This is a genomic window from Pseudoalteromonas sp. 13-15 (genome assembly GCF_001468205.2).
Lineage (GTDB): Bacteria > Pseudomonadota > Gammaproteobacteria > Enterobacterales > Alteromonadaceae > Pseudoalteromonas > Pseudoalteromonas marina.
This window is the reverse complement of the sequence record NZ_CP019163.1, coordinates 519,467-544,931: the sequence shown is the minus strand read 5'-3', so window position 1 is coordinate 544,931 and position 25,465 is coordinate 519,467. Positions and strand designations below refer to the sequence as shown.

Here is a 25,465-nt window from a genome sequence, read left to right as displayed (position 1 = left end):
GCCCTAATTAAGAGAGAGAACATGATAAAAAAATTATTATTAATAGTGATTGCCGCCGCTGCTATTGGCGCGTTCTTTCATTTTAATTTACACCAGTTACTAACACTTGATGGCTTAAAAGGGTCAATGGATCAATTTGATCAGTACAAAGCAGAGTCGCCGCTGCTTGTTATTGGCGGCTTCTTTTTACTTTATGTAGTAGTAACGGCTCTCTCTTTACCGGGTGCGGCTATATTAACACTGGCCGCAGGTGCATTATTTGGCTTAGTTGAAGGCTTATTGGTTGCCTCGTTTGCCTCTACGGTAGGTGCTACGCTTGCCTTTTTAGTATCTCGTTACTTACTGCGCGATACAATTAAACAACGTTTTCCTGAGCGCTTAGACGCTATTGACGCAGGCGTTGAAAAAGAAGGTGGGTTTTACTTATTTACCCTTCGTTTAGTACCCGTATTCCCGTTCTTTTTAATTAACTTACTAATGGGTGTTACTGCAATTAAATCGTGGACCTTCTACTGGGTAAGTCAGGTAGGTATGCTCGCAGGTACTTTTGTATTTGTAAACGCGGGTACGCAACTTGCGCAAATTGAGAGCTTATCAGGCATTTTATCGCTCGATCTTATTTTATCGTTCGCTTTATTGGGTGTGTTCCCATTCATTGCTAAAGGAATCCTAAACGTGTTTAAAAAACGTCGCGTATACAAAAATTACACTAAACCTAAAAAGTTCGACCGTAACATGATTGTTATTGGCGCAGGTGCTGGCGGCTTAGTGACAAGCTATATTGCAGCAGCGGTTAAAGCCAAAGTAACCCTAATTGAAGCCGGCGAAATGGGAGGCGACTGTTTAAACTACGGGTGTGTGCCAAGTAAAGCCGTTATTAAAAGCGCTAAAATTGCTGAGCAAATTCGCCACGGTGAACACTACGGCTTAGAAAACGCCACACCGCAGTTTTCGTTTAAAAAAGTAATGGCACGTATCCATAAAGTAATTGCCGACGTAGCACCACACGACAGCGTTGAGCGCTACACAAACCTAGGCGTAGATGTTGTAAAAGGCTACGGTAAATTATTAGACCCGTGGACTGTAGAAATTAAGCTTAACGATGGCGGCACACAAACATTAACCGCCCGTACTATTGTTATTGCCACTGGCGCACGCCCATTTGTACCGCCATTACCTGGTATTGAAGAAACTGGCTATGTAACAAGCGATACATTATGGACTAAATTTGCAGAGCTTGAAGAAGCCCCTAAAAAGCTTGTTGTACTTGGCGGTGGTCCAATTGGGTGCGAACTTGCACAAAGCTTTGCACGCTTAGGGTCAAGCGTTACGCAAATTGAAATGAGCGAACGCATCATGATCAAAGAAGACCTAGAAGTGTCTACCTTTGCTCACGAAGCGCTTATTGAGAGCGGCGTAAACATTTTAACCTCGCATCAAGCACTGCGCTGTGAAGAGCGCGATGGTAAAAAGTTCATTGTGGTAAAACATAACGATACCGAAATCGATATTGAATACGATGAGCTACTATGTGCTGTGGGCCGAAGCGCTCGTCTTAAAGGTTACGGCCTTGAAGAACTTGGCATAGAAACCAACCGTACTGTAGTCACTAACGAATACCTTGAAACGCTTTACCCTAACATTTTTGCCGCTGGCGATATTGTAGGTCCGTATCAGTTTACGCACGTAGCCGCTCATCAGGGTTGGTACGCAGCTGTAAATGGCTTATTTGGTAATCTTAAAAAGTTTAAAGTCGATTACCGTGTTATTCCGTGGACTACGTTTATTGACCCAGAAGTAGCACGTGTTGGCTTAAACGAGCAAGACGCTATTGATAAAGGCATTGACTATGAAATCACTCGCTTTGAATTTGAAGAGCTAGACCGCGCCATTACCGACAGCGCCACCAAAGGCTTCATTAAAGTAATTACACCAAAAGGCAAAGACAAAATACTCGGTGTTACAGTGGTATCTGAGCACGCTGGCGATTTAATAGCTGAGTTTGTACTAGCAATGAAACACGGTTTAGGCCTTAACAAAATACTAGGCACTATTCACAGCTACCCCACGTGGGCTGAAGGTAACAAGTACGCAGCAGGCGAGTGGAAACGCGCTCACGCACCTGAAAAAGTACTTAACATGCTTGAAAAATACCACACATGGCGCAGAGGCTAATATGTTTAAAACACCTTTAAAAACGCTATTGTTAGGGTCTGCTTTGCTTGCAACATCGTTTGCAAGCAAAGCTCAAAATATGCACGAGGGCTGGAATACATTATTAAACAACCATGTTGTAGCTATTAATCATGGCCACAGCACAGAGGTTGATTATTCAGCAATAAAAGCTAAGCACAGCGAGCTTAAAACCTATTTAGATTCGCTATCGGCTGTTACGCAAAATGAGTTTGATACATGGGAAAAACCTAAGCAGCTGGCGTTTTTAATTAACGCATATAACGCCTCTACTGTTGAGCTTATATTAACAAAATACCCAGATCTTAAGTCAATTAAAGATTTAGGCAGCTTTTTTAGCTCACCATGGAGCAAAGAGTTTGTGCCATTACTTGGTAAAACTCGCAGCCTTGATGATATAGAACATGGTTTAATACGTGGCAGTGGTAAATACAACGACCCACGTATTCACTTTGCTGTAAATTGCGCAAGTATTGGCTGCCCAGCACTACGTGAAGAAGCCTACACAGCCACTGATTTAGAAAGCCAATTGCAAGCGCAAACAGTCCGCTTTTTATCAGACATGACCCGTAATATAGCGCAAGATAACACGCTAAGTGTGTCTTCAATATTTAAGTGGTACGGCGATGATTTTGAACAAGGCTTTAAAGGTGCGAATACGCTGCAACAGTTTTTTATGCAATACCCTAAAGCACTAAAACTGATACCCGCTCAGCAAAAAGCGCTTAAAAATAACGACATGAAAGTTAAGTTTTTAGACTACAACTGGGATTTAAATGCTCGCCAATAAATGTTGGCAAACATTATCGCGATACAGCTTTTGCTGTGTCGCGTTTTGCATTTGCCTTGTTATCAGCTTTAAAAGCCTAGCAAGTACACAATTACAAAGCCGTTGGCAGCAAGTTGAAAGCTTAGGCAAAGACCAAAGCGTATATTTTTATGCGTGGGGCGGCGATGCGCAAATAAATGCGTATATTCAATGGGCTGCGCAGCAAGTAAAAGCCAAATACAACATAAACTTAGTACACGTTAAACTAAGTGATACCAGCGAAGCAGTAAGCCGCGTACTTGCCGAAAAATCAGCAAACAATAACGATAAAGGCAGCGTAGATTTAATTTGGATAAACGGTGCTAACTTTGCCACCATGAGCGAGCACTCATTATTACTTAAACAATGGGCTAATAAGTTGCCTAATTTTAGCAACACCGACCCTAGCAATAATCCCGCTGTTAATTTTGATTTTGGAATACCCACTAATGGAATGGAAGCACCTTGGGGTCAAGCTTCACTCACCTTTTACTACGACAGTTTAGCAATTGACGGCACTGCAAATAACACACTACCAATAACCCTAAACCAATTACTTAGCTGGAGCGCACAAAACCCAGGGCGCTTTAGTTACCCAAAGCCACCTGATTTTTTAGGAATGAGCTTTTTAAAATACGCGCTTGTTATGCTACATCAACAAAGTGATGAAACACTTAAAGCGCAGTTAAATCAGCCTGCTACTGCACAAAACACAGCCCAAGTATTAAACCCATTATGGGACTTTTTAAATAAACTGCACCCAACACTTTGGCGCGGCGGGAAACACTTTATGCAAAGTGGCGCACAAATGCGCCGTTTAGTAGGCGACACAGAGCTAAGCATAGCGTTTACGTTTTCAGCACCCGAAGTCCCCGCCGCCGTTAAACGTTATGATTTACCTAAAAGTATTCGCAGTTATGCAATGCAAGATGGCAGTTTAAGTAACACCCACTTTGTAGCCATACCTTATAATGCAAGCCACCAGCAAAGTGCGCAGTTAGTGGCTAATTTTTTATTAAGTCCAGAGGCGCAAGCTCAAAAACAAAAAGCGCCTATATGGGGCGATAAAAGTGTACTTATTCAGTCAACGCTAACACCACAGCAGCAAGCCTTATTTAAAACAACGCAACCACATCCAAGCGCGCTGCCTTTGAATAGTATTAAACGCACGCTAAGTGAGCCTCACCCAAGCTGGGTAAACGCTATTATGGAAGGTTGGCAAGCGCGTTTTGGAGTAAGCCAATGAGTGTTGTTTCAAATAAGTTAGCAGCAAGCCCAACGCTTAAACCACATAAAAGCGCCGATATGTTTAGTAAATTAGTTACATTAAGCCCACGCTTTTTACTGGCATTGCTTATTTTACCTGTAATAGGCGGCTTAATTAGCGTGCTATTGCCCGCTTTTGGTTATGCGCCGGTACTTGAGCACACAACACTTGGCCTACATGGCTTTACTATGCTTATGCAAACACCCGGCCTAACACACATGGTTATGCTAAGTGTTGGCAGCGGATTAATAAGTACCTTACTTGCCTTTATCATTACGTTAATGATTTTAGCGGCATTTTTTAATAGCCCGTGGCTTAACCGTATTCAGCGTTTACTGAGCCCAATACTCGTAATACCCCACGCAGCAGCGGCTATAGCGGTTGGTTTTTTAATTGCTCCTTCGGGTATGATCTCGCGTTTAGTATCGCCTTGGTTTAGTGGGTGGGAACTTGCGCCTAACGGCATGTTTCCGCATGACTCGTTTGGTATTAGTATAATTTTAGGCTTAACCCTTAAAGAGCTGCCTTTTTTACTGTTAATGGCGCTAGGTGTGCTTGCCCAACCTGAGCTTGGCAAAAAACTGCGCCAACAACATAAAGTCGCGCTTAATTTAGGCTACTGCCCTATGACTGCTTTTTTTAAAGTAGTATTACCAAGCCTTTACCCATTACTGCGCCTACCCATTTTAGCCGTATTGGCTTATGCCAGCGCAAGTGTAGAAATGCCACTTATTCTAGGGCCAAATACTCCACCCACCTTGGCAGTCGCTATTATGCACTGGTTTAACGATGTAGATTTAAACCTGCGTATTAAAGCCTCTGCTGGGGCATTATTGCAGCTTGTACTTACTGGTGGTTTACTAGCACTTTGGCTTGGCGGCGAAAAAGCGATAAAAGCATTATTTAGTGATTTACTCACCAATGGCGAGCGAGAATATGGCGGTGTTTATTGGCAAAAAATAACAACCGTATTAACAGTATTTGTAATTGGCTTTATTTTGCTTTCATTAATTGGCTTAATTATGTGGTCGGTTGCCGGATTTTGGCGTTTTCCGGCGGCACTGCCCGATCAACTCACGCTACTTCACTTTAAAAGTGCGCTAATGCAAATGCAAACCCCGCTTTATAATACCCTTGCTATAGGGCTAGTTACTACGTTATTTGCCATTATTATTACCCTTTTGTGCTTAGAGTCAGAGCAATTAAGTGCAAAACCCATGTCGCGCTTTACCAGCTTAATTATTTATTTACCGTTACTTGTACCAAGTATTGCGTTTTTATTTGGCCTAGTGTGGCTGCAACAACTAGTAAATAACCAAGCCGCGTTTTTTAATGTGGTATTTACCCATTTATTGTTTGTACTGCCGTATGTGTTTTTATCGCTTGCGAGCAGTTATAGGCGATTAGACCCTCGCTTTGCCCATGTAGCAGCAAGCCTTGGCGCAACCCCCTGCAAAGTGTTTTTACACGTAAAGTTACCCCAGTTATTTGCCCCTATTTTAATTGCGGCCGCACTTGGTTTGGCCATTAGCTTTGGCCAATATTTACCTACACTTTTAGCCGGTGGCGGGCGCATAGCAACAATTACAACCGAAGCGGTTACCCTTGCAAATGGCGCAAGTAGGCGCACCAGTGCGGTGTATGCCATTATGCAAATGGCATTGCCACTCATTGGCTTTATACTGGCGTGGGTGTTACCTAAGTACTTTTTTAAAAGCGCCCATCGCTAACCCATAAATTAAAAGGTTTTTAATGCAGTCATCTTTAGAGATTAAAAATTGTGAGCTTTATCGTCAACACGAGCTATTACTAAGCTTAAACGAGCATGTAAAAGGCGGCGAAATACTTACTATTATGGGGCCATCAGGCAGTGGTAAATCAAGTTTATTAAACTGGCTTACCGGCACATTACCCAGCGGCTTTAGCGCAAATGGCGAAGTGTGGCTTAACGGTAAAAATATTAATAATTTACCCGCACATTTACGCCACATAGGTGTGCTTTATCAAGATGCGTTATTATTTTCGCATTTATCGGTAAGCGGTAACATTGCCTTTGCTATGCCTAAAGGCAATAAAAAACAGCGCCTTGAAAAAATAGAGCACGCCCTTGAACAAGTAGGATTGAAAGGCATGGCTAATCGCCACCCCGACAACCTCTCTGGTGGTCAACAAGCACGCGTAGCTTTACTGCGTATGCTATTAAGCGAGCCAAAAGCTATTTTGCTTGATGAGCCATTTAGCAAGCTCGATACCCAATTAAGAGTAGATACCCGCGAGCTGGTATTTAGCCAAATACGTGAGCATAAACTGGCCGCTATTATGGTCACCCACGATCATAGCGATGCAGAGGCCGCAAACGGCAAGCTGATCACCTTAAATTTAGCCAAATAAACGCACAAAAAGTACAAGGCACCAAGCATGTTAGACAAATACATCACCCCCGTAATAAAGCCACTGTTAACCCCTGTTGTGGCGTTAATGCACAAGCGTGGTATAACGCCCGACCAACTTACTGTGGCAGGCTTTTTAATAGGCCTATTAGCTGTGCCATTAATTGCGTTTGAAATGTGGTACGCAGCGTTAACAGCTATTGCTTTAAATCGTATTTTAGATGGGCTAGATGGCGCATTGGCACGCCATGCAAATTTAAGTTCAAGCGCTGGCGGTTTTTTAGATATTACCCTCGATTTTTTATTTTACGCGGCAATTCCGCTTGGCTTTATTTTGGCAAACCCCGAGCAAAACGCCATTGCAGGTAGCATATTACTGGCCACCTTTATAGGTACAGGCTCAAGCTTTTTAGCCTTTGCCATAGCCGCCGAAAAATTTAAGCTCGAAAAACCTCAGTTTAAATACAAAAGCTTTTACTATTTAAATGGTTTAACCGAAGGTACAGAAACTATCGCGTTATTTATAGCCTTTTGTATTTGGCCGCAGCACTTTGCCATAATGGCGAGTATTTTTGCCACTGCGTGCGCTATTACTATTTTTACACGTATACATGGTGGTTATAACACGTTAAAACTCCAAGAAGCTAATGAGGTTACACAAGCCAATGAGTAATGAAATTTGGTGGCGATTAGGGTTCTTTTTTAGCATTTTGGCTATTATGATGCTGCTAGAATCGCGTATGCCTGCCCGTAAATCGCCGATAAAAAGTACCACCCGGTGGTTGGCTAATTTTGGACTGGTGTTTGCTTCATCACTAATTGCCCGCTTAAGTGTGCCAATAGGTTTAACCGCCGTAGCGCTTTATAATCAAGAGCACGGTATCGGTTTATTTAATCAAATAGCCACACCAAGTAGTGTTGCTATTATTTTAAGCATATTACTACTTGATATACTTATTTATTGGCAGCACCGGCTGTTTCATCAAGTGCCTATTTTGTGGCGCTTGCACCGTGTACACCACGCCGATGCCCATGTAGATACCAGCACAGGCTTGCGTTTTCACCCTGTCGAAATAGTACTCAGCATACTTATAAAATTGATTGCCGTTACCGCTTTGGGTGTACCCGCTATTGCTGTATTAATATTTGAAATAGCACTTAATGGATTAGCATTATTTAATCATGCAAATATACGCTTACCACAAGCAATAGAAAAACCACTTCGATTAATTTTAATGACCCAAATACTGCATCGTATTCATCATAGCCAACGCGTGAGCGAAACCAATTCAAACTACGGATTTAGCGTTATTTGGTGGGATAAACTGTTTGGTAGTTACAAAAATGAAGCGCAAAAAACCGATAACGACATAGATGTAGGCCTAAAAGAATACCCAAGCGAAAAGCAAAACGCGTCTCTTTGGGCTTTGTTAACCATGCCATTTCAAAAAAAGTAACAACTATCCTCTTAAAAAATAAAATCATTAAACAAAATTACGCAGTTTAATGATTTTAGAACTACTATTTATTCGTTAAACAGTAAATTAATTGTAAATAATTTAGACAAATATGTTGACCAAATCACAACTGCACAATACTATTTGTAAGCGCTTACAATTACACACTTAAATGTAAGCGCTTACAGAAAGTATAAAAGCTATAAAATCAACTAAACTTAAACACATATTCTGACAATTATCAGTTGAACGGGGTTCAGTTATGAACATTGAAACAACACGCATTACACGCCTTCTGGCAGCTATTTCATTAGCGTCTTTGGCCGGCTGTGGTGGTGACGCTGCAACAACAAACACAAATACAGAAGTCGTTAATTCTTCAGAGCCAGTCTCAGACTGGCGCATGGTATGGAATGACGAATTTGACGGCACTAGCATTGATACAAACAAATGGAACTTTGAATTAAACTGTGCTGGTGGTGGTAACAACGAAAAGCAATGTTATACCGATAACGAAGAAAATGCCTTTATCAAAGACGGCATGCTGAACATCGTCGCACTCCCTGCAGAAGAAGGCGCAGCTAAACCTTACACATCAGCCCGCTTAAATACCCGTTACAACGCAGACTTTACATACGGCCGCTTTGAAATGCGCGCAAAATTACCGTCTGGTCAGGGTAGCTGGCCTGCATTTTGGATGATGCCAACTGATGAAGAGTATGGCACTTGGCCACGTTCTGGTGAAATTGATATTTTAGAAGCTGTAAATCTAAAAGTAGCCGCTGAAGATGGCACTATTGAATCTTACGTGCACGGTACTCTTCATTACGGTCGTGAGTGGCCAAATAACTCTAGCTCAGGTAAAGCTTATTTGTTACCTGAAGATATGAACCCAGCTGATGATTTTCATACTTACGCTGTAGAGTGGCAAGAAGGTGAAATCCGCTGGTATGTAGATGATTACCTTTACGCTACACAACGTCGTTCTGAAGTTCGTTACAATTCAAAAGACGAAGCTGTTGGCCTTAAGCACAAAGGCTGGTTTGCGGAATACTTTGAACAAGGAAGCGGCGAACTTACAACACATTGGGATAACGCCCCTTTCGATAAAGATTTCTACCTTATATTAAACCATGCAGTGGGTGGAGATTGGCCTGAAAACGTTAACAACCTAGGTATTGATGCAGACGCATTTGCACAAGGCCAAAGCTTTGAAATTGATTACGTTCGAGTATACGAATGTGCATCAGACCCAAGCACAGGCAAAGGCTGTGAAACAGTTCGCCCAGGTTACGACAGCCTAGACGACGCACTTGTAGAAGGTGCAGCACCTGTACCTACTCCACCAAGCGACGGCGTAGCCCGAAACCTTGATGTATTTAACGGTAGCCTAGACGCTAACTGGATTGCATGGGATTGTTGTGGCGGCACTGTACCAGAGGTTATTACTGATGCAGACAAAGGTGACGCTGTTAAATTTAATATAAATGATAACAACGGAACTGTGCTTGGCTTCTCTACGCGCGGTGGTCACTTTCCAGACGACTTTACAGGAACATCGTCTCCATTTGATGCATCTCCTTTACTTGAATTAAACGGCCGTTTAACGTTTGACATGAAAGTGGTAACGCCTCCAACGTCGGATACTACATGGATACTTAAAGCAGAAGCAGGTGACGGTGGCCCAAATACAGGCGACGTACCATTAAGTGAAAGTAATGAAGGTGTAACACCTGTAACTGGTCAATGGCAAACATATACCTTTCCATTATCACTACTTCAAGAAAAAGGCCTAGATTTAAGCGCAATTGATGTGCTTATGGTATTCCCTGCATGGCAAACAGGTGAAGGTGCTGAGTACCTTATCACCAATGTAGCAATTGAAGGTGACTTGGGTGCTTCTCCTGAGGTTGTTTTATTCGACAACGGACAAAGTTTAGATTGGCCTATGTGGGATTGCTGTGGTGGTTCAACCCCAGTTGAAGCATTAGACGACGAAGAGCACGGTTTAACTGCAGAGTTTAGCATTGGTGAAGCGCCTACAGTAATGGGCTTTAACACACGCACATCTGCGGGTGGAAGCGGCACACCGTTCGATGCGACTAGTATTTTAGAAAATGGCGTTCTGCAGTTTGAACTAAAAGTAATGTCAAACCCTAATAACCCTGACTCAACTTGGTTAATGAAAATTGAATCTAATGAGGGTGACTCAGCGGTAGAGCTTCCGTTAACAGACGCAGGTGACGCGCCAGTTGCAGGTGAATGGAAAACTTACACTTACACCTTAGCCGACCTAGCAGGTGCAGGTTTAGATGTTAGCGCGATAGATGTTGTTATGATTTTCCCAGCATGGGGAACGGGTGAAGGCGCAGTTTACCGTGTAGATAACGCTAAAATTTATGACCCAAGTGCAGCATCTACTGCAGGAAGTGAAATTACAATATTCCAAGATACTGCTGCAGAGCAATGGAGCATATGGGATTGTTGTGGTGGTTCAACACCTACTGAGGAAACAGACGATAGCGATCACGGTACCGTTGCTGAATTTGTAATTGGTTCAGCGCCAACTGTTATGGGCTTTTTAGCCGATGAAGGTGTTTCTTTTGATGCCTCGTCTATCCTTGCAAATGGGGTTGTACAATTTGAAATGAAAATGGTGACTCCACCTAACGCAACAGACGCTCAATGGTTATTTAAAATTGAATCAACTGGCGCTGCGTCTGCAGTGGAGCTTCCTCTTGCAGAAAGTGTTGAAGGTCAAGTACCGGTTATTGGTCAATGGCAAACGTACACATTTACATTGCAATCACTTTTTGACGCCGGTTTAGACATCAGTGATATCAACGTGTTAATGGTTTTCCCAGCATGGAGTACGGGTGAAGGCGCGGTTTATCGTATCGATAACGTAATTATCGCAAACCCGTAGAACAACCATTGAATGGTAGGTGCCTTTACATAGGCACCCACTAACTGTAATAAATTTAGAAAAGCAGAGCAATTATGAACACATTCACTTTTAAAAAGAGCCAGTTAGCAGCTTCTGTGTCACTTATCATCGCTGCAAGTACATTTAATTTAGCCTATGCAGCAGAAGAAAATACTGCTGAACCTGAACTAGAAATCATTGAAGTAAAAGGTATTCGCGGATCATTAATCCGTTCAATGGATGTAAAACGAGATGCTTCTGGTGTAGTTGACGCCATCTCGGCTGAAGAAATGGGTAAGTTCCCAGATACAAACTTAGCAGAATCATTACAACGAATTACTGGCGTATCTGTCAGCCGATCAAACGGTGAAGGTAGCCAAATTACTGTTCGTGGTTTTGGTCCATCGTTTAACTTGGTAACACTTAATGGTCGCCAAATGGCGGGAACAGGTTTTACACGCTCATTTAACTTTGAAAACTTATCATCAGAAGGTGTAAGTTCACTTGAAGTAATGAAAACTGCACGCGCTGATTCACCAACCGGTGGATTGGGTGCAACTGTAAATATTGTTACCGCAAAACCATTACAAAAGCCTGGTGAGCGCTTTTCTTTTATGGCTAAAGGTATTCACGATACATCTGTAGAAGAAGGCGATAAAGTAACACCTGAAATTGCAGGTATCTACAGTAATACCTTTGATGACGATCGTTTTGGTGTGTCGGCAAACTTTTCATATCATCGTCGTGATTTTCAACGACAAGCAGCAAATGTTCGCTCTTGGTTAGTTAATCCAAATCTCTCGGTTGATGCAGCTAATATTGTTGATAACCGCCCAATGGATGCTGAAGGTAACCCGGCTAAACAATTCTTTGACCCAAACGCTGGGGAAAATGGTGAATTTGTTTCAGCCGCTTTCTTTCCGCAAGAAGTTAGTTTTGCAAAAGATGACATTCAACGTGAGCGCTTAAATGCGCAAGCAACATTTCAGTTTGCGCCAACAGATAACCTAACCTTTACGCTTGATCATACGATTTCACAAGCAACGACCGGGAATAACTCATTGTCTTGGGGGATTTGGAACGGATCGTTTGGTGGTAATGCCAATGCTTATGAACTTGATGAAAATGGCACAGCTGTTTATTACAACTCTGCAGGTGACGATGCATCCTTTACTGCATTTCGTGAAACATCAGAAGTAGATTCAAAAGCAACAGGTATTAACGTTGAGTGGTTAGCAACCGAAAACCTGAGCTTTAACTTTGATGCTCACACATCTAAAACAACGACCGATAATGGTAAAGATCCTGGCTTAGGCGCTAACGCACGAATCATTTTAGGCTCGGCAGACATTTCAACTAAAGAGTACTCTTTCCGTGAAGGTGACGTACCTGGTTTTAATGTAAATTGGAATAACGGCACGCAAGAAGTTGACCCAAACCAAATTGGCTCTAACTTTAGTATATTTACAAGAACACCCGGTGAATCAGAAGTATCTCAAGTACAACTAGACGGTAAACTATTTACTTACACTGACATTGGTTTAGAAACAGTAAAATTTGGTGCTGCATACACTAAGCAAACACTTAGTGGCTGGGGTGGCTCTAATAATGCCAATGCACCAGGCTTTAATAACGGTACATTTGCTGAGATATTCCCAGATAGTATGTTCGAGCGAGTTGATTTAAGTGACTTTCTTGACGAGTTTTCATTTGGTCCTAACGGTGTAGCGCCAGGCTATGCTTACACTTATGATCTTGATGAAGCATTTGCTCGCCAAAGCGCTTTTTTAACTGAAGACGTAATAGGCAGTGATGTTTACCAAATAGGCACCTTTGATGGCTTCCCAACTAACAAAGTAGAAGAAGAAACAATCAGTGTTTACCTTTCTACAAATTGGGTATTTAACGTTAGCGACTACGATGTTTTTGTAAATTTAGGCCTTCGCTACGAAGAAACTGACATTGTAAGCCCAGCTAAAAGCCGTGTTGCTCAGCAAGTATATTGGGCAGGTGGTTCTGAGTGGCTAACTGAATTTGCCAGTGGCGGCGAATTAGTTGAGGTTGATTACAAAGGTAATTACGATCTTCTTCTACCTATGATAGATGTAAAAGTCGACCTTTCTGATAACTTAGTGTCACGTGTATCTTGGGGCCAAACAATCACACGCCCTACCCTTGGCGACATGCTTGGCAACTTAAGCTTAACACCGTCACCTAAGTTAAATTCAAGAAGCGGTAGCCGTGGTAACCCAAATTTACAACCGTTTAAATCAACAAATTTCGATCTTAGCCTTGAATATTACTACAATGAAGGTAGCTACGCTGCAGTGGGTATGTTCTGGAAAGATGTAGATAATTGGATTGATAACACGCAAGTAACAACCACGTTTGAAGGCCTGCATGATGTTTATTTAGGTCAACGCTGGAATAATGCAGTAACCGCAATTGAAGGACGTGGCGAGCAGGCAACTGACTCTGCTATCTATAATGAGATTGTGGCAAATGGCGTAGGAATTGGCGAAAACAACCGTGTACTTCCTGACTCAGCAACTGATCCATTAATAGAGTGGACAATCAACTCACCAGAAAACGTAGGTTCTCGTAAAGTAAATGGTGTTGAGTTTGCGATACAGCACTTATTCGGCGAGTCAGGTTTTGGCGCTGGTTTTAATGCCACTATTGTTGACGGTGATGTAGAGTACGACAACTATTACCTTGCATCTCAAGCTGTATTAGCTGGCTTGAGTGATTCTGCCAATCTACAAGGTTTTTACGAAAAAGATGGCTTATCAGTTAAAATTACTGGTGCATGGCGTGATGAATACCTAATTGCGCAAGGCCTACCGGATTCGGGTGCTACGGCTCCACCACAATATGCTGAAGAATATTTACAGTGGGACATTAGCGTTAACTACGAAGTGAATGAAAGCACTACCGTATTCTTTGAAGGCGTTAATTTAACAAACGAGACAGAGCGTTCGTTCAGTCGTTTTGAAAGCCAGTTCTTAAGCGCTGCACAATACGGACCGCGTTATGCATTTGGTTTTAGATACTCAATGGGTAACTAAACTTAAATAAATACCAAATAAAAGCCGCTCTAAGAGCGGTTTTTTTATTTTTGAGCTATGGGATGCGCTTAATCTGCTCTAATAGTATATTCGTTGTCCAATCAACGCCGTTATACGCAATATCTGGCTTGTAAAAATCACCTGCCCCTCGCGCTCTATTTACATATACTTTATTTGGCACTACAACTTTACCTAAGCCTGAAGGTAAATCGGCTAAACGTACCTCCATATACAGCGAGTCTGCGCTACTTGGAGCACCAAACAACGTGGTATTTTCAAAAAGCTTAAACTTATCAAGCGCATCTAAACAAGCACTAGCGCATAGCGGCGGCACTATAACAAACACCTTAGTTTTAAAGTCACTCACTAACGGCTCTTGTGGTACGTTATTTAGCGTATTAGTCTCTCGTTCTAAATAAAATGAATCACCACTTTTAAGTGATAAAGCCATGCCCGCAGCTACAGCTTTAAATATTTCGGGTTGCTCTTTTATTATGTCCAATAGAGACATTGCATGATACCAAACAGACTGCTGCAAATTTAACCTAAAGGTCAACAGACCCTAATCATTTAATGCTTGAGTAAACGAATCCATTCATCAGGGTTTGCTATAATAAAATCATAAGTATCTTCATTTTCTAAGGTGATTGTTATTGCATCGCTTGTTAGTGGTAAAATGCCAGCACCTGTACCTACTGACTTTTCAATTTTTACGATTGCGCTGCGTGTTAAAGTATAAGGTCCTAAACCAGCACATTCATTGTATGGCTCAAAACGTACCTCACCTTGCGTTATATAAAATTTACCATCGGCTTTTGCCACACCGCTTTGATACGTAGCAGTAGATGATTTGAGTATTTTATTGTTCATTCGGCTTTCCTGCTGATTGATAAATTTACTTTTATAGGATGTATGCACCTTAATAAGTTATATAGTTTTTTGTTTTGAGGCAATTAATTTGTACCTAAAAAGTCAAATTCAATTAGTACTGCGAATCTCTAGCAAAGTATTAATTAATCTTGGTACAAACCTTGATACCTAATTAATAACAAAACGACTTACAGGTACGGGTTATGGCGAAATTTTTTGGAATTTATTGTGCATCTGGGCTAACTCAACATCATGATTTTATTATTAATAAATTTAAAGCTGAAGATGCTAAAGTAAACGGTGGCACAATTAACGAAGTACATGAACAAGCTCTTTACTTAGCTAGTTTAGATTATGAAACCTTTGGCCCACATGCTTTTTTGCAAACAGATTCGCATATTGCAACACTGGTTGGTCACCCACTTTTAAGCGCGAACCGAAATAATGATTTAAACACCCTAAACTCACATTATACCAATGCAATGCTTACAGAATGTGAAGGTGTTTTTTGTATGGCACGGTATAACAAGGTTACGAATGTATTAAACTTAGTTACCGATTCCCTTGGGGTTCGCCCTTTTTACTATATGTATTATGAAGGTGCTTTTATTTTTAGTACCCAATATAGCTTACTCAAAAACTTAGGCTTACCACTTACCTGTAATCACGAAGGAATGATGGAATATGCAACACTTGGGTATTACCTATTTGAGCATACCCATTACAACGAAATTTCGTGTATTCGCCCAGGAACTCGCCTAGAAGCATCATCTAACGGGGTTACTAAAACACAGTATTTTGACTGGAGCAGCCTTACTAAAAATAATGATAATTACGAAAAAACACTGCATAGCTTAAAGCAAGACCTATCTAACAATGTAAACAAATATATTGATAACGATAATCACGTGCTTACTACGCTATCGGGTGGATTAGACTCAAGGTTGATTGCGTGCTTACTTAAAAGGCAAAATGTAAACATCACCGCGCTTAATTTTTCACAGCATCAAACACAAGACTTATACTGCGCAACGGCGTTCGCAAAAAGCCAAAAAATTGAGCTTGATGTTATTCGTGTTAACGATACGCAGGCAAAAACAATTGAAGACAGACTAGGCGAGCATTGGTTAAACGGCAAACATCCAGACCACCCTAAAGTAACACGTCCTCGTTTAGCATGGTCTGGCAATGGAGGCAGTGTTGGGCTGGGTGTTATTTACTACTCAGATGAAGTTTACGAAGCGGCTTTAACACAAGAACCTGAGCACCTTGCTGACGCTTATTTATCGCAACAATTTGCTTATATTCCCAAATCAATAATCCATAACGCTGATAAAATGCAAGCCAGACTAAAAGCTAATATCGTAACGTCATTAAAAGAGTTTGGAGATATTCCTCTTGAAAAAGCTTACTACCTGTTTTTATTACTTAACGATCAGCATCACCATTTAGCCATTCCATTCGATAAAGTGGACGAGTATCAAATGGATTTTTGCCTGCCCTTTTATTCCTGGAAAGTACTTAGACATGTTTTGTCGCAGCCAACGTCACAAGTAAGAAAGCATCGCTTTTATCATGATTTTTTACGCTATGCATTCCCCGAAGCCTTAGATTCGCCTTGGCAAGCATACCCTGGCCATGTTCCATGTTTATTACCAAAAGACGGTATTGATCAATGGCAAATTAAACGCCCCAAGCAGTTTAAGCCCACTAAGGTGTATCAAATTTTCACTCAGTTAATGACAAGCCAACATAAGCAATTAGTTAACCTAGCCTCATTTAGTGCGGTAGCGTTACTGCATGCTTGTGGCATTAAAAGCTATAACGATAAGCTAAAAATTATTGAAAATATGCTTAAGCGGTAACATTAAAACACCTTGCTGTAGGCCTCTACTCAAGGTGTTTTAAGCAAGCTTTTGTTATTTAGTTGGTGGGAACCATACGCTAACAATTTTGCCATTACGCACTTCATACACCGCAACGGCAAACATATCATCTCGCCTCTCACCAAGCCTAGTTAACCGCTCATTATCAACAACCACAGGCCCATTCACAATTCGATTTTCAAGAATCACTTTAAATGATTTTGGCGCTGTTTTTAAAAACTGATACGCTTTGATTAAGCTTTCTTGCCCAATAATGTCAGGAGCGCCTTCTTGGCTATTTTTAATTTTTATATCTGCCGAGTGACAGCTTGCAAATAGACCTATATTTATTGCGTTATAAGCCTCTAATTGCGCTTGCACTACTTGCTTAGGATTGGTACTTGCCGAGCACGCTAACGCATCACTCGCATAAAAAGGCTAAACTGCGTAAGCATTGAGACAACTTTCATAACAATAAACATCCTTGAAAATAAACTGGGCAGTAAGAAGCTAGTTGGGAAAATAACTAAAAAGATGACTACAAAAACTTAAGAAATACAATACTAGCAATAAGCAAATATAACCTAAAGCAGCTTGCAAAATAAAATTAAGTATAATTATTTAAATACAAACAAAAAAGGAGAGCATACGCTCTCCTTTTTCAAACGGTCAAGGCCTATTGACCTAAAAAGCGACCTTTAATTGTCCCTGTAACAACATTAGGTATCATACCTGGAGAGTTTCTATTAAATTGTATATAACAACCATTGCCCGCATCTGAACATACCTGACCTTGTATTCTAGAAACAGTGCTTCTACCGTCATAATCCGTAGTCTTTAGTTTGGCAATCAAATCTTTAATTTCTGAATGGACGTCCAATAAAACAGGATCTAAACGCTCAATGTCTTGACTTACCTTTAAACCGTCAATGTTTATGTTTTGCTGTTCAATTATTGCAACTAATTTATCTAATTTTTCTTGCGCACCTTCATGACCACGAATAGCCAGCGTTTTATGCATTTTAGCTGACTGATACAAACTAGCTTCAGTACCTATACCATGTTCATAAAAAACAGCTAACAGCTCATAAGCTGGCAAATAAGTTGACTCTTTTGCCTTAATTAGCAGATCGAATGCTAATTTGTCTGAATTTTTATTATTTTCAGCAAACAACTGTTTCGCCCTATCAACCAAAGCTGGCGGAAAACCTCTATCAACAACTCGGTTTAATAACTCATCAGCTCTTGCTACATTTTTATCAAAAATGTGCCCTGTTCTATACCAACGCGAAGCCTGATGGATAGCAAAAGGGTCTTTCCACTTAATAGCTCTTAACATAAACTTTCTGGCATATGCGTCGTCTTGGCTTACGCCTTCACCGTTTGCATAAGCAATGGCAAGTAAGCTAGCAGCTTCGCTACTACCGTTAATGGCAAAATTTCTGAGCTTTTTGAAATCCGATGTACATTCAGCAGTTTCACACAAAGGAAGTGCGTCTGTATCCTGGTCTGTATTTGCATAAGCCAAATTAGCTGATAAGGCCGACGCTATAATTAAAGGTAAAATTTTAGCTATTCTCATTGTTCTCTCCATGGTAATGATTTTGGTGTACCTGATTTAGATTACAACAGTTTGTTTAAAAATCAAGCTTATTATTACAAGAGCATACTGAAGTTATTTATAACCTAAAACCATAATATATAACCAAGTTTCATCACATAGTTATAAATTAGTAAATTTTTTAACATTATTATCGGGTAAAAATAATTTAACCCGTTCATGTACTGGCGCCGCAAATATTATAAAAACACCTTTTTTGCATAGGCATAAATTAATTGCGTTACTAATCGCTTACAATTTAAATGCAGCAGCCTCATAACTAAAAAAATTAACGATAAAACCTAAACTTTTTATTATGTTAAACAGCTCAATATGTTAATTTGTGTAATGTAGTTTTACGGCAAAGAGTAGTTAATGAGTAAACAAATTCGATGGACCCTAAAAAGTATTGCTAAAGAGTTAGGTGTGTCTAATGCAACGGTATCTAATGCATTTAATCGACCAGATCAGCTCTCAGAAAAACGCCGAGAAGCGATACTCAAAGCCTGTAAAGAGCTTGGTTACTTTGGCCCAAATAAAGCAGCGCAATCATTAAGAAGCGGTACGTTTAACATTGTCGCTTTGGTGCTACCCGACAGCGTTGAATACATGGTATCAGACCCAGTTGCCAGCAGCTTTGTGCGTGGCGTAACTTCTGTACTCGAAAAAAACAATATTAACGTTTTATTGTTCTCTGGCAGTAATAATAACCTCAATAGTGTTGTTGATTTTGTAGATGGTTTTATTTGCTATGGTCGTCCTCGTAACCATGCCCTCGTAGAGCAACTTAAAACAACGCCAAAACACGTCGTCACTGTAGATTTTGACATTAATCGCAATGCGTCGGTTAACATCAATAACGAACAAGCTAGCTACGAAATTGCCAAGCATGTTTTGCACAATATAAACGATAAAGTCGCCATTCTAGGGCTAAGACTTCTCGATGAAAACGTATTATGCCGCGTTTATGAACATCACGAGTTTCAAACCGGAGAGTCAATTTCTCATCAGCGTTTACGTGGCTATCAACGTGCATTAGTTGAGGCAAATATCAGTGTTGCTGACGATCGTATTTGGAACATACCTGAAAGCAGTGAGCGCTTTGCTAATATAGCTGCAAAAGAAGTATTATCAGCTTCACCTCGCCCTAACGTTATTATCTGTATGAGTGATTTAATTGCACTCGCCACAATGCGAGAGGCAATCAAGCAAGGTATAAAAATTGGAAAAGACCTACGTATTGTTGGATTTGATGGGATTGATGAAGCAGCACGGTTCGTGCCTAGGTTAAGTACTATTCATCAAAACAGTGAAGAAAAAGGCGTAATTGCTGCAAACTTATTTATTTCTAAAGAAAACAAAATACAAGAAGTCAGCTACGAACTCGACATTGGTGCCAGCAGTTAATAAAAAAGCCAAGCTAACTAGCTTGGCTTTTTGTTAAGCAAAACTCTATTCGTTACAATAAAGAATCTAAACTTATCGATGTTTCTTCATCACCATTTACTTGCGTTATAAGGGCGGTTCTTGCTTCAAAATCTACACTTAATGAAATAGATTGCTCACCAAGTTGCCACGTTAAACAACACATACCGCCTTCACCTTGCGCTGAAAACTCCCCAGAAAACGCTGGGTGTTCGTTACGAATTTTAATCAGTTCAATTAAGCCTTTTACAACGGGCTTATCAAGTGATTCGCTTATTTTATCTGCATTTAAATATGGGCGGTTAATATCACGGCCAACATTTGTTTTGGCTAAAAGCTCCATGTCGTTTTCGCATGCAAATAAACCGCCGTAGTAAACTTGTGGGACACCTGGTGCAAAAAACTGAATGGCGCGAGACAATAAATAATCAAAATCTTTAGCCCCCAATGCGTTGTAATAAGTACAGTTAACTTGGTACAAATCAACATTACTGGCTGCAGCTCCAGTTGCTTGTCGGCTTTCGTTATTACTGTTTGCATGCATTGTTTCAACAAGGTTATCAATTTGCTCAGCGTTTAGTAGACCTGGTTTGTCGCCCATTGGCCCAGCATCAATAATACCAATGCCGTCATGTGTATCGAGTACAGTTAAACAGTTACGTGGTGATATTTTTAGCCACTTTAAAAGTGCATCAACGTCGTTATTAAACAAGCTATGTAAAATAAGCGGCGGCAGTGCAAAGTCATAAACCATGTTTACGCGTTTAGCCACTTCAACCTGAGTTTGATAATGGCTGTGTATTTCAGCAATTGTTTCCATACCTAATTTATTTGCTTGCTTAGATAAGTTATCTAAGTAACCAAACGTTTCATCTAGCATAAAACAGTTAGTGCCCGCTTGCTTAATAGCATAACCCGCTGCATCTAAGCGAATAATATTTACATTGTTAGCAGAGAACTTGGTGAGTACATTATTTAGATACGCAACGCCAGCCTCTACCTTTACATTAATGTCAATTTGGTTATCGGTAAACGTAGTCCAAAAATCGTACGTTTCGCCATCACCACATTTCATTGGTGTAAAACAACTACCAGGGCGAGGACGATAAATTGCTTTTTGCTCTGCGTCGCTCATGCCATTTGGAAATACGTCTTCTTTGGTTAAAAACAAATCCCAAAATTCAGAGGTTTTACCTTTAGCAAGCACATCCTGAAACTGAAATGATTGCGCCGAAACATGGTTAACAATTAAGTCGGCCATTAAATCATGGTTGTTACCAAGCGCTTTAATGTCTTCCCAAGAACCTATTCTTGAATCTACTTCACTATGGTCTATTGGATCAAAGCCAGCATCACTGCCGTCAATTGGGTTATAAAATGGCAACAAATGCACACCGCCAAATACACCTTTTAAAGATCCATTTAAAAGTGTAGTGAGTGCATTAATGTCTTGGCCAGTGATTCGATCAGCATATGTGATCAATTGAACTTTGTTTTGCATCATTGTGTGATTACCATGTTGAATCTTAATCGATTAAGATATATCTTTAACTAGAGAGTGAGAATTTACAAGTAATTTTTAAAAATTTTACATACAAATATCGTTGCATGAATAATACTTCACTAAGTAACTAACTGACTTAGCGCGTATTAGCCTGCATTTAACGAGGATTAAATAAAATGACAAAACCACACACACAAGTAAGCAGCGATCCGTTGCGACAAATACGCTGGCTTACATACATGATGTTTTTTATGTTTGCCATGACCTCTGATGCGGTCGGCATGATCATCCCTGAGCTTATAAAAGACTTTGGCTTAAGTATGACCCAAGCCAGTGCCTTTCATTATGCGCCAATGGCTTTAATTGCTTTTAGTGGACTATTTTTAGGCTTTTTAGCCGACAGCCTTGGACGAAAGCAAACCATTATGCTGGGGTTACTCATTTTTTCTGGGAGTTGTTTTTTATTTGCAGTAAGTTCTAGTTTTAATTTTTTCTTGGTACTTCTTTGCTGTATTGGTTTGGCAATCGGTTTATTCAAAACAGGTGCATTAGCTTTATTGGGTGATATTTCACACAGTAACGAAGAACACACCAAAACAATGAACAAGGTAGAAGGCTTTTTTGGAATAGGTGCCATTGTTGGTCCTGCACTGGTAGGTGTTTTACTCGTTCAAAATGTAAGTTGGACATACCTTTACATTATTGCTGGTGTTATGTGTTTGATCCTTGCGCTTCTGGCGTGGCGTGCAGATTATCCGCCAGTTGTAAAAACAACCGAAAAACCCGCCTCACTTGCCACCACCATGAAAATGATTAAAAACCCTTATGCACTGGGCTTTTCAATGGCTATCGCACTATACGTAGCAACCGAGGTGGCTATTTATGTATGGATGCCAACACTACTACAAGACTACACAGGTTCATGGCCATTACTTGCAACCTACGCACTAACCATATTCTTTATACTTCGCGCAGCGGGTCGTTTTATAGCGGTATGGTTACTTAATCGCTTTAGTTGGCAAGGTGTAATGACCTACCTGAGCCTTGGCATAGCACTATGTTATGTAGGCACATTAATTGGCGGTGTAGATTGGGCCGTTGGATTGCTTCCGCTTTCAGGTTTATTTATGTCAATGGTTTACCCTACTTTAAACTCTAAGGGCATTTCCTGTTTCCCTGTTCAACAACATGGTGCTGTAGCCGGCGTTATATTATTTTTTACCGCATTGTCAGCAGCATTAGCCCCACTTTTAATGGGCATGATCAGTGATTACTTTGGTCATGTGCGTTACGGTTTTTACTTAGCAACTGGTTTTGCAGTTATTCTATTTTTGGCTATGCTATTTAATTATTTACGTGACCCATCAGCATCAGCTTTAGAGCAAAATAACGTAGTTACTAATTAATTTGATAATTATTTAACAAAAAAATTACCCTATAAATCAATGGGTGAGTAAAAAAAGAGCAAATTAATAATAAAATAATTTGCATCTTGTAAAAATTTTGTTATTTTTACTTAATCGATTAAGTAAAAATAAATAACCATTTAGGTTCAACATAACGAGGCGTTCACATGACAACACACAACACTCCTTTATATTTAATCAGTGCATTAGCACTTGCAGTAAGCCAAGGCATTAATGCTCAAGAAGCAGAAACAACTCAGCCAGAAGCATCACAAAACAAAGGACTTGAAACAATCGTTGTAACCGGTGTTCCACGCCGTACAACAATTATGGCTTCAAGCGTATCAGTAAGCAGTGTTTCGCTTGAACAAGTTCAAGTTTCAACACCTCGCTCTACCGCTGAAGCATTTAGAATCATTCCGGGTATCCGTTCAGAATCTACTGGCGGTGAAGGTAATGCAAACATTGCAGTTCGTGGTCTACCGGTTGCATCAGGTGGCGCTAAATTTTTACAGTTACAAGAAGACGGTTTACCTGTACTGCAATACGGTGACATCGCTTTTGGTAATGCTGATATTTTTATGCGCCTTGACAACACGGTTCAAACGGTTGAGTCAATTCGTGGTGGTTCAGCGTCTACAGCAGCAAGTAATGCACCGGGCGGTATCATCAACTTTATCTCTAAAAACGGCGAAAACGAATCGGGCAGCGTTGCAACCACTGTTGGCCTAGATTTTGACAGTGTACGTACTGATTTTGAATACGGTACTTATTTAACCGACAGCGTTCGCTTTCATGTAGGTGGCTTTGTACGCCAAGGTGAAGGCCCACGTGAAACGGGTTACACATCAAATAAAGGTGGTCAAATAAAAGCTAATTTGACTAAAGATTTCGAAAACGGCTATGTGCGTCTTTACTACAAACACTTAGACGACAAAAGCGTTGGTTACCTTCCAATGCCAATGTACTCAAATGGTGATTCAGTTCCAGGGTTTGATTCTCAGTCAGATACACCGCATTCAGCACTGTTCACTAAAACAGTTCGCTTAAATGGTCAAAACCAAATTAGCAATGGTGACATTCGCGATGGTATGAACCCAAATGTTGATTCTATTGGCTTTGAAGCTGTATTTGACTTAGACAACGATTGGCGTATTGAAAACCGTTTTCGTAAATCGTCAGTTAGCGGAAACTTTAATTCTATTATTCCAGCTGAAGTAGGCGATGCATCGGCAATGGCTGCAAGCATTGGCGGAGCAGGCGCAACACTGAGCAATGCAAACACAGGTGACGCATTCAATGGCGATTTAGCTATGCGTATCCATACGTTTGACGTAACAATGAATGACTTTGACTCTATTGTTAACGACTTTAAACTAACAAAATCGTTTGACGATGACACAAGCCTTACGTTTGGTTACTACGCATCAACGCAAAACATAGCGATGTCGTGGTTGTGGAACTCTTACGTTATGGAGCTTAAAGGTGACAACGCAGCACTGTTAAATGTAACGGCTGCCGACGGCACTGAGTTTTCAGAAAATGGTTTATACGCATACGGCACGCCATTTTGGGGTAACTGTTGTCAGCGCGACTACGACACTGAATACGACACACGTGCACCCTATGTTGCTTTCTCAACTAAACTTGGTGACTTAAGCATTGATGCAAGTGCGCGTTACGACAGCGGTGAAGCACGCGGTAACTACGCAGGAGCAGTAACATCTACTGTTGATATGAACCGTGATGGTGTTATTTCAGTACCCGAGCAGAATGTTGTCGGTATTGATCATGCTAACTCAAGCCCAGTAAATTATGACTGGAGCTACTCGTCTTACTCAATTGGTGCCAACTACCAAATAGACCCTAGCCTTGCAACATTTGCGCGTATCAGTAAAGGCGGACGTGCAAACGCTGATCGTCTTTTATTTGGTAAAGTACGCTCAGATGGCTCAGTAGCTGATGAAGATGCAGTTGATGAAGTAAATCAATTTGAGTTTGGTGTTAAAAAACGTTTTGACTCACTATCGGTATTTGCAACAGCGTTCTACGCAGAAACTGAAGAGCAAAACTTTGAAGCAACATCACAAAAGTTCTTCGACCGTGAATACGAAGCCAAAGGTATTGAGATTGAATCAACGTACTTCATGGATGCGTGGGATTTTCGTGGTAACTTGACGTGGACTGATGCTGAAATTGCTAAAGATGCACTATCTCCTGACGTTGTAGGTAACACACCACGCCGTCAAGCGGATTTAATTTACTCACTAATGGCTCGCTACAGCTATGAAAAAGGGGCAGCAGGTCTAAGCTTTATTGGTACAACTGACGCTTACGCTCAAGATAATAACGACCTTAAATTCGATGGTTACACACAGGTAAATGGCTTTGTAAGCTACGACCTATCTGAAAACCTTAGCCTGGCACTGAATGTAAATAACCTATTTGATACAGTAGGCATTACAGAAGCAGAGGAAGGCTCTGTACCAGCAAACGATATTATACGCGCACGTACAATTAATGGCCGTACAACATCACTAACGCTTAAATACGCGTTTAACTAACCGAGTCTGAGTGTGTTGAGCGCTGAAATGCAGTTTTATTTCAGCGCTTTATTCCCTACTCAACTTAAATTTTATTACTCTCCCTTACATTTAACCTAGCCTTGCTAGGTTTTTTAGGATTT

General features: G+C 40.7%; 17 protein-coding genes and 1 pseudogene. 13 read left to right on the top strand and 5 right to left on the bottom strand.

Going from position 1 to position 25,465, the window contains the following annotated elements:
• Positions 1 to 21 precede the first annotated feature (21 nt).
• The 9 genes from ATS72_RS17960 to ATS72_RS17920 all read left to right on the top strand — a co-directional run bounded on the left by ATS72_RS17960 (position 22) and on the right by ATS72_RS17920 (position 14,109).
• On the top strand, positions 22 to 2,175 hold the full coding sequence (locus ATS72_RS17960) for an FAD-dependent oxidoreductase (RefSeq protein WP_058429885.1): 2,154 nt from the start codon (positions 22 to 24) through the stop codon (positions 2,173 to 2,175).
• Between the two features lies 1 nt (position 2,176).
• Positions 2,177 to 2,983 (top strand): DUF547 domain-containing protein, encoded by an 807-nt coding sequence (locus tag ATS72_RS17955; RefSeq protein ID WP_058429886.1) that lies wholly within the window; start codon positions 2,177 to 2,179, stop codon positions 2,981 to 2,983.
• Complete coding sequence (locus ATS72_RS17950; protein WP_058429887.1) at positions 2,970 to 4,247, top strand: ABC transporter substrate-binding protein; 1,278 nt, start codon at positions 2,970 to 2,972, stop codon at positions 4,245 to 4,247. Before ATS72_RS17955 ends, ATS72_RS17950 begins: the two co-directional genes overlap by 14 nt.
• The gene (locus tag ATS72_RS17945; protein ID WP_058429888.1) at positions 4,244 to 5,998 is read left to right on the top strand and encodes an ABC transporter permease; all 1,755 of its coding nucleotides are present in this window, start codon (positions 4,244 to 4,246) and stop codon (positions 5,996 to 5,998) included. The genes ATS72_RS17950 and ATS72_RS17945 overlap by 4 nt, the downstream gene beginning before the upstream one ends.
• 22 nt (positions 5,999 to 6,020) lie before the next feature.
• A complete protein-coding gene (locus tag ATS72_RS17940) occupies positions 6,021 to 6,659 on the top strand; it encodes an ATP-binding cassette domain-containing protein (protein ID WP_058429889.1) in 639 nt (212 codons plus the stop codon).
• 27 nt (positions 6,660 to 6,686) lie between these two features.
• Positions 6,687 to 7,331 (top strand): CDP-alcohol phosphatidyltransferase family protein, encoded by a 645-nt coding sequence (locus ATS72_RS17935; protein WP_058429890.1) that lies wholly within the window; start codon positions 6,687 to 6,689, stop codon positions 7,329 to 7,331.
• On the top strand, positions 7,324 to 8,115 hold the full coding sequence (locus tag ATS72_RS17930) for a sterol desaturase family protein (RefSeq protein WP_058429891.1): 792 nt from the start codon (positions 7,324 to 7,326) through the stop codon (positions 8,113 to 8,115). The genes ATS72_RS17935 and ATS72_RS17930 overlap by 8 nt, the downstream gene beginning before the upstream one ends.
• A gap of 262 nt (positions 8,116 to 8,377) precedes the next feature.
• Positions 8,378 to 11,041, top strand: a complete 2,664-nt coding sequence (locus ATS72_RS17925) for a glycoside hydrolase family 16 protein (RefSeq protein WP_058429892.1) — start codon at positions 8,378 to 8,380, stop codon at positions 11,039 to 11,041.
• A 74-nt stretch (positions 11,042 to 11,115) separates the two neighbouring features.
• Positions 11,116 to 14,109 carry a TonB-dependent receptor gene (locus tag ATS72_RS17920; protein ID WP_058429893.1) on the top strand — a complete coding sequence of 998 codons (2,994 nt, stop codon included), beginning with the start codon at positions 11,116 to 11,118 and terminating at the stop codon, positions 14,107 to 14,109.
• A 55-nt stretch (positions 14,110 to 14,164) separates the two neighbouring features.
• On the opposite strand, the pseudogene ATS72_RS17915 reads toward ATS72_RS17920, so the two are convergent.
• Positions 14,165 to 14,626, bottom strand: a pseudogene (locus tag ATS72_RS17915) (S41 family peptidase); the annotation flags it as partial.
• Between the two features lie 53 nt (positions 14,627 to 14,679).
• On the bottom strand, positions 14,680 to 14,979 hold the full coding sequence (locus tag ATS72_RS17910; protein WP_058429895.1) for a hypothetical protein: 300 nt from the start codon (positions 14,977 to 14,979) through the stop codon (positions 14,680 to 14,682).
• Between the two features lie 203 nt (positions 14,980 to 15,182).
• Here ATS72_RS17910 and ATS72_RS17905 point away from each other — a divergent pair, with 203 nt between their 5' ends.
• Positions 15,183 to 16,844: an asparagine synthase-related protein gene (locus tag ATS72_RS17905; protein ID WP_058429896.1), complete on the top strand. Its 1,662-nt coding sequence runs from the start codon at positions 15,183 to 15,185 to the stop codon at positions 16,842 to 16,844.
• Positions 16,845 to 16,898: 54 nt separating this feature from the next.
• On the opposite strand, the gene ATS72_RS17900 is transcribed toward ATS72_RS17905, so the two are convergent.
• Together ATS72_RS17900 and ATS72_RS17895 are read right to left on the bottom strand one after the other, a co-directional pair.
• Positions 16,899 to 17,225 carry a nuclear transport factor 2 family protein gene (locus ATS72_RS17900; protein WP_058429897.1) on the bottom strand — a complete coding sequence of 109 codons (327 nt, stop codon included), beginning with the start codon at positions 17,223 to 17,225 and terminating at the stop codon, positions 16,899 to 16,901.
• Between the two features lie 295 nt (positions 17,226 to 17,520).
• The gene (locus ATS72_RS17895) at positions 17,521 to 18,426 is read right to left on the bottom strand and encodes a tetratricopeptide repeat protein (RefSeq protein ID WP_058429898.1); all 906 of its coding nucleotides are present in this window, start codon (positions 18,424 to 18,426) and stop codon (positions 17,521 to 17,523) included.
• A gap of 393 nt (positions 18,427 to 18,819) precedes the next feature.
• Here ATS72_RS17895 and ATS72_RS17890 point away from each other — a divergent pair, with 393 nt between their 5' ends.
• The gene (locus tag ATS72_RS17890) at positions 18,820 to 19,851 is read left to right on the top strand and encodes a LacI family DNA-binding transcriptional regulator (RefSeq protein WP_058429899.1); all 1,032 of its coding nucleotides are present in this window, start codon (positions 18,820 to 18,822) and stop codon (positions 19,849 to 19,851) included.
• Positions 19,852 to 19,903: 52 nt separating this feature from the next.
• On the opposite strand, the gene gtfA is transcribed toward ATS72_RS17890, so the two are convergent.
• Positions 19,904 to 21,373 carry a sucrose phosphorylase gene (gtfA, locus tag ATS72_RS17885; protein ID WP_058429900.1) on the bottom strand — a complete coding sequence of 490 codons (1,470 nt, stop codon included), beginning with the start codon at positions 21,371 to 21,373 and terminating at the stop codon, positions 19,904 to 19,906.
• Between the two features lie 176 nt (positions 21,374 to 21,549).
• Between gtfA and ATS72_RS17880 the strand changes: the two genes are divergently transcribed.
• Both ATS72_RS17880 and ATS72_RS17875 read left to right on the top strand, forming a co-directional pair.
• Positions 21,550 to 22,779 (top strand): MFS transporter, encoded by a 1,230-nt coding sequence (locus ATS72_RS17880; RefSeq protein ID WP_058429901.1) that lies wholly within the window; start codon positions 21,550 to 21,552, stop codon positions 22,777 to 22,779.
• A gap of 167 nt (positions 22,780 to 22,946) precedes the next feature.
• Positions 22,947 to 25,343 (top strand): TonB-dependent siderophore receptor, encoded by a 2,397-nt coding sequence (locus tag ATS72_RS17875; RefSeq protein WP_058429902.1) that lies wholly within the window; start codon positions 22,947 to 22,949, stop codon positions 25,341 to 25,343.
• Positions 25,344 to 25,465: the final 122 nt, after the last annotated feature.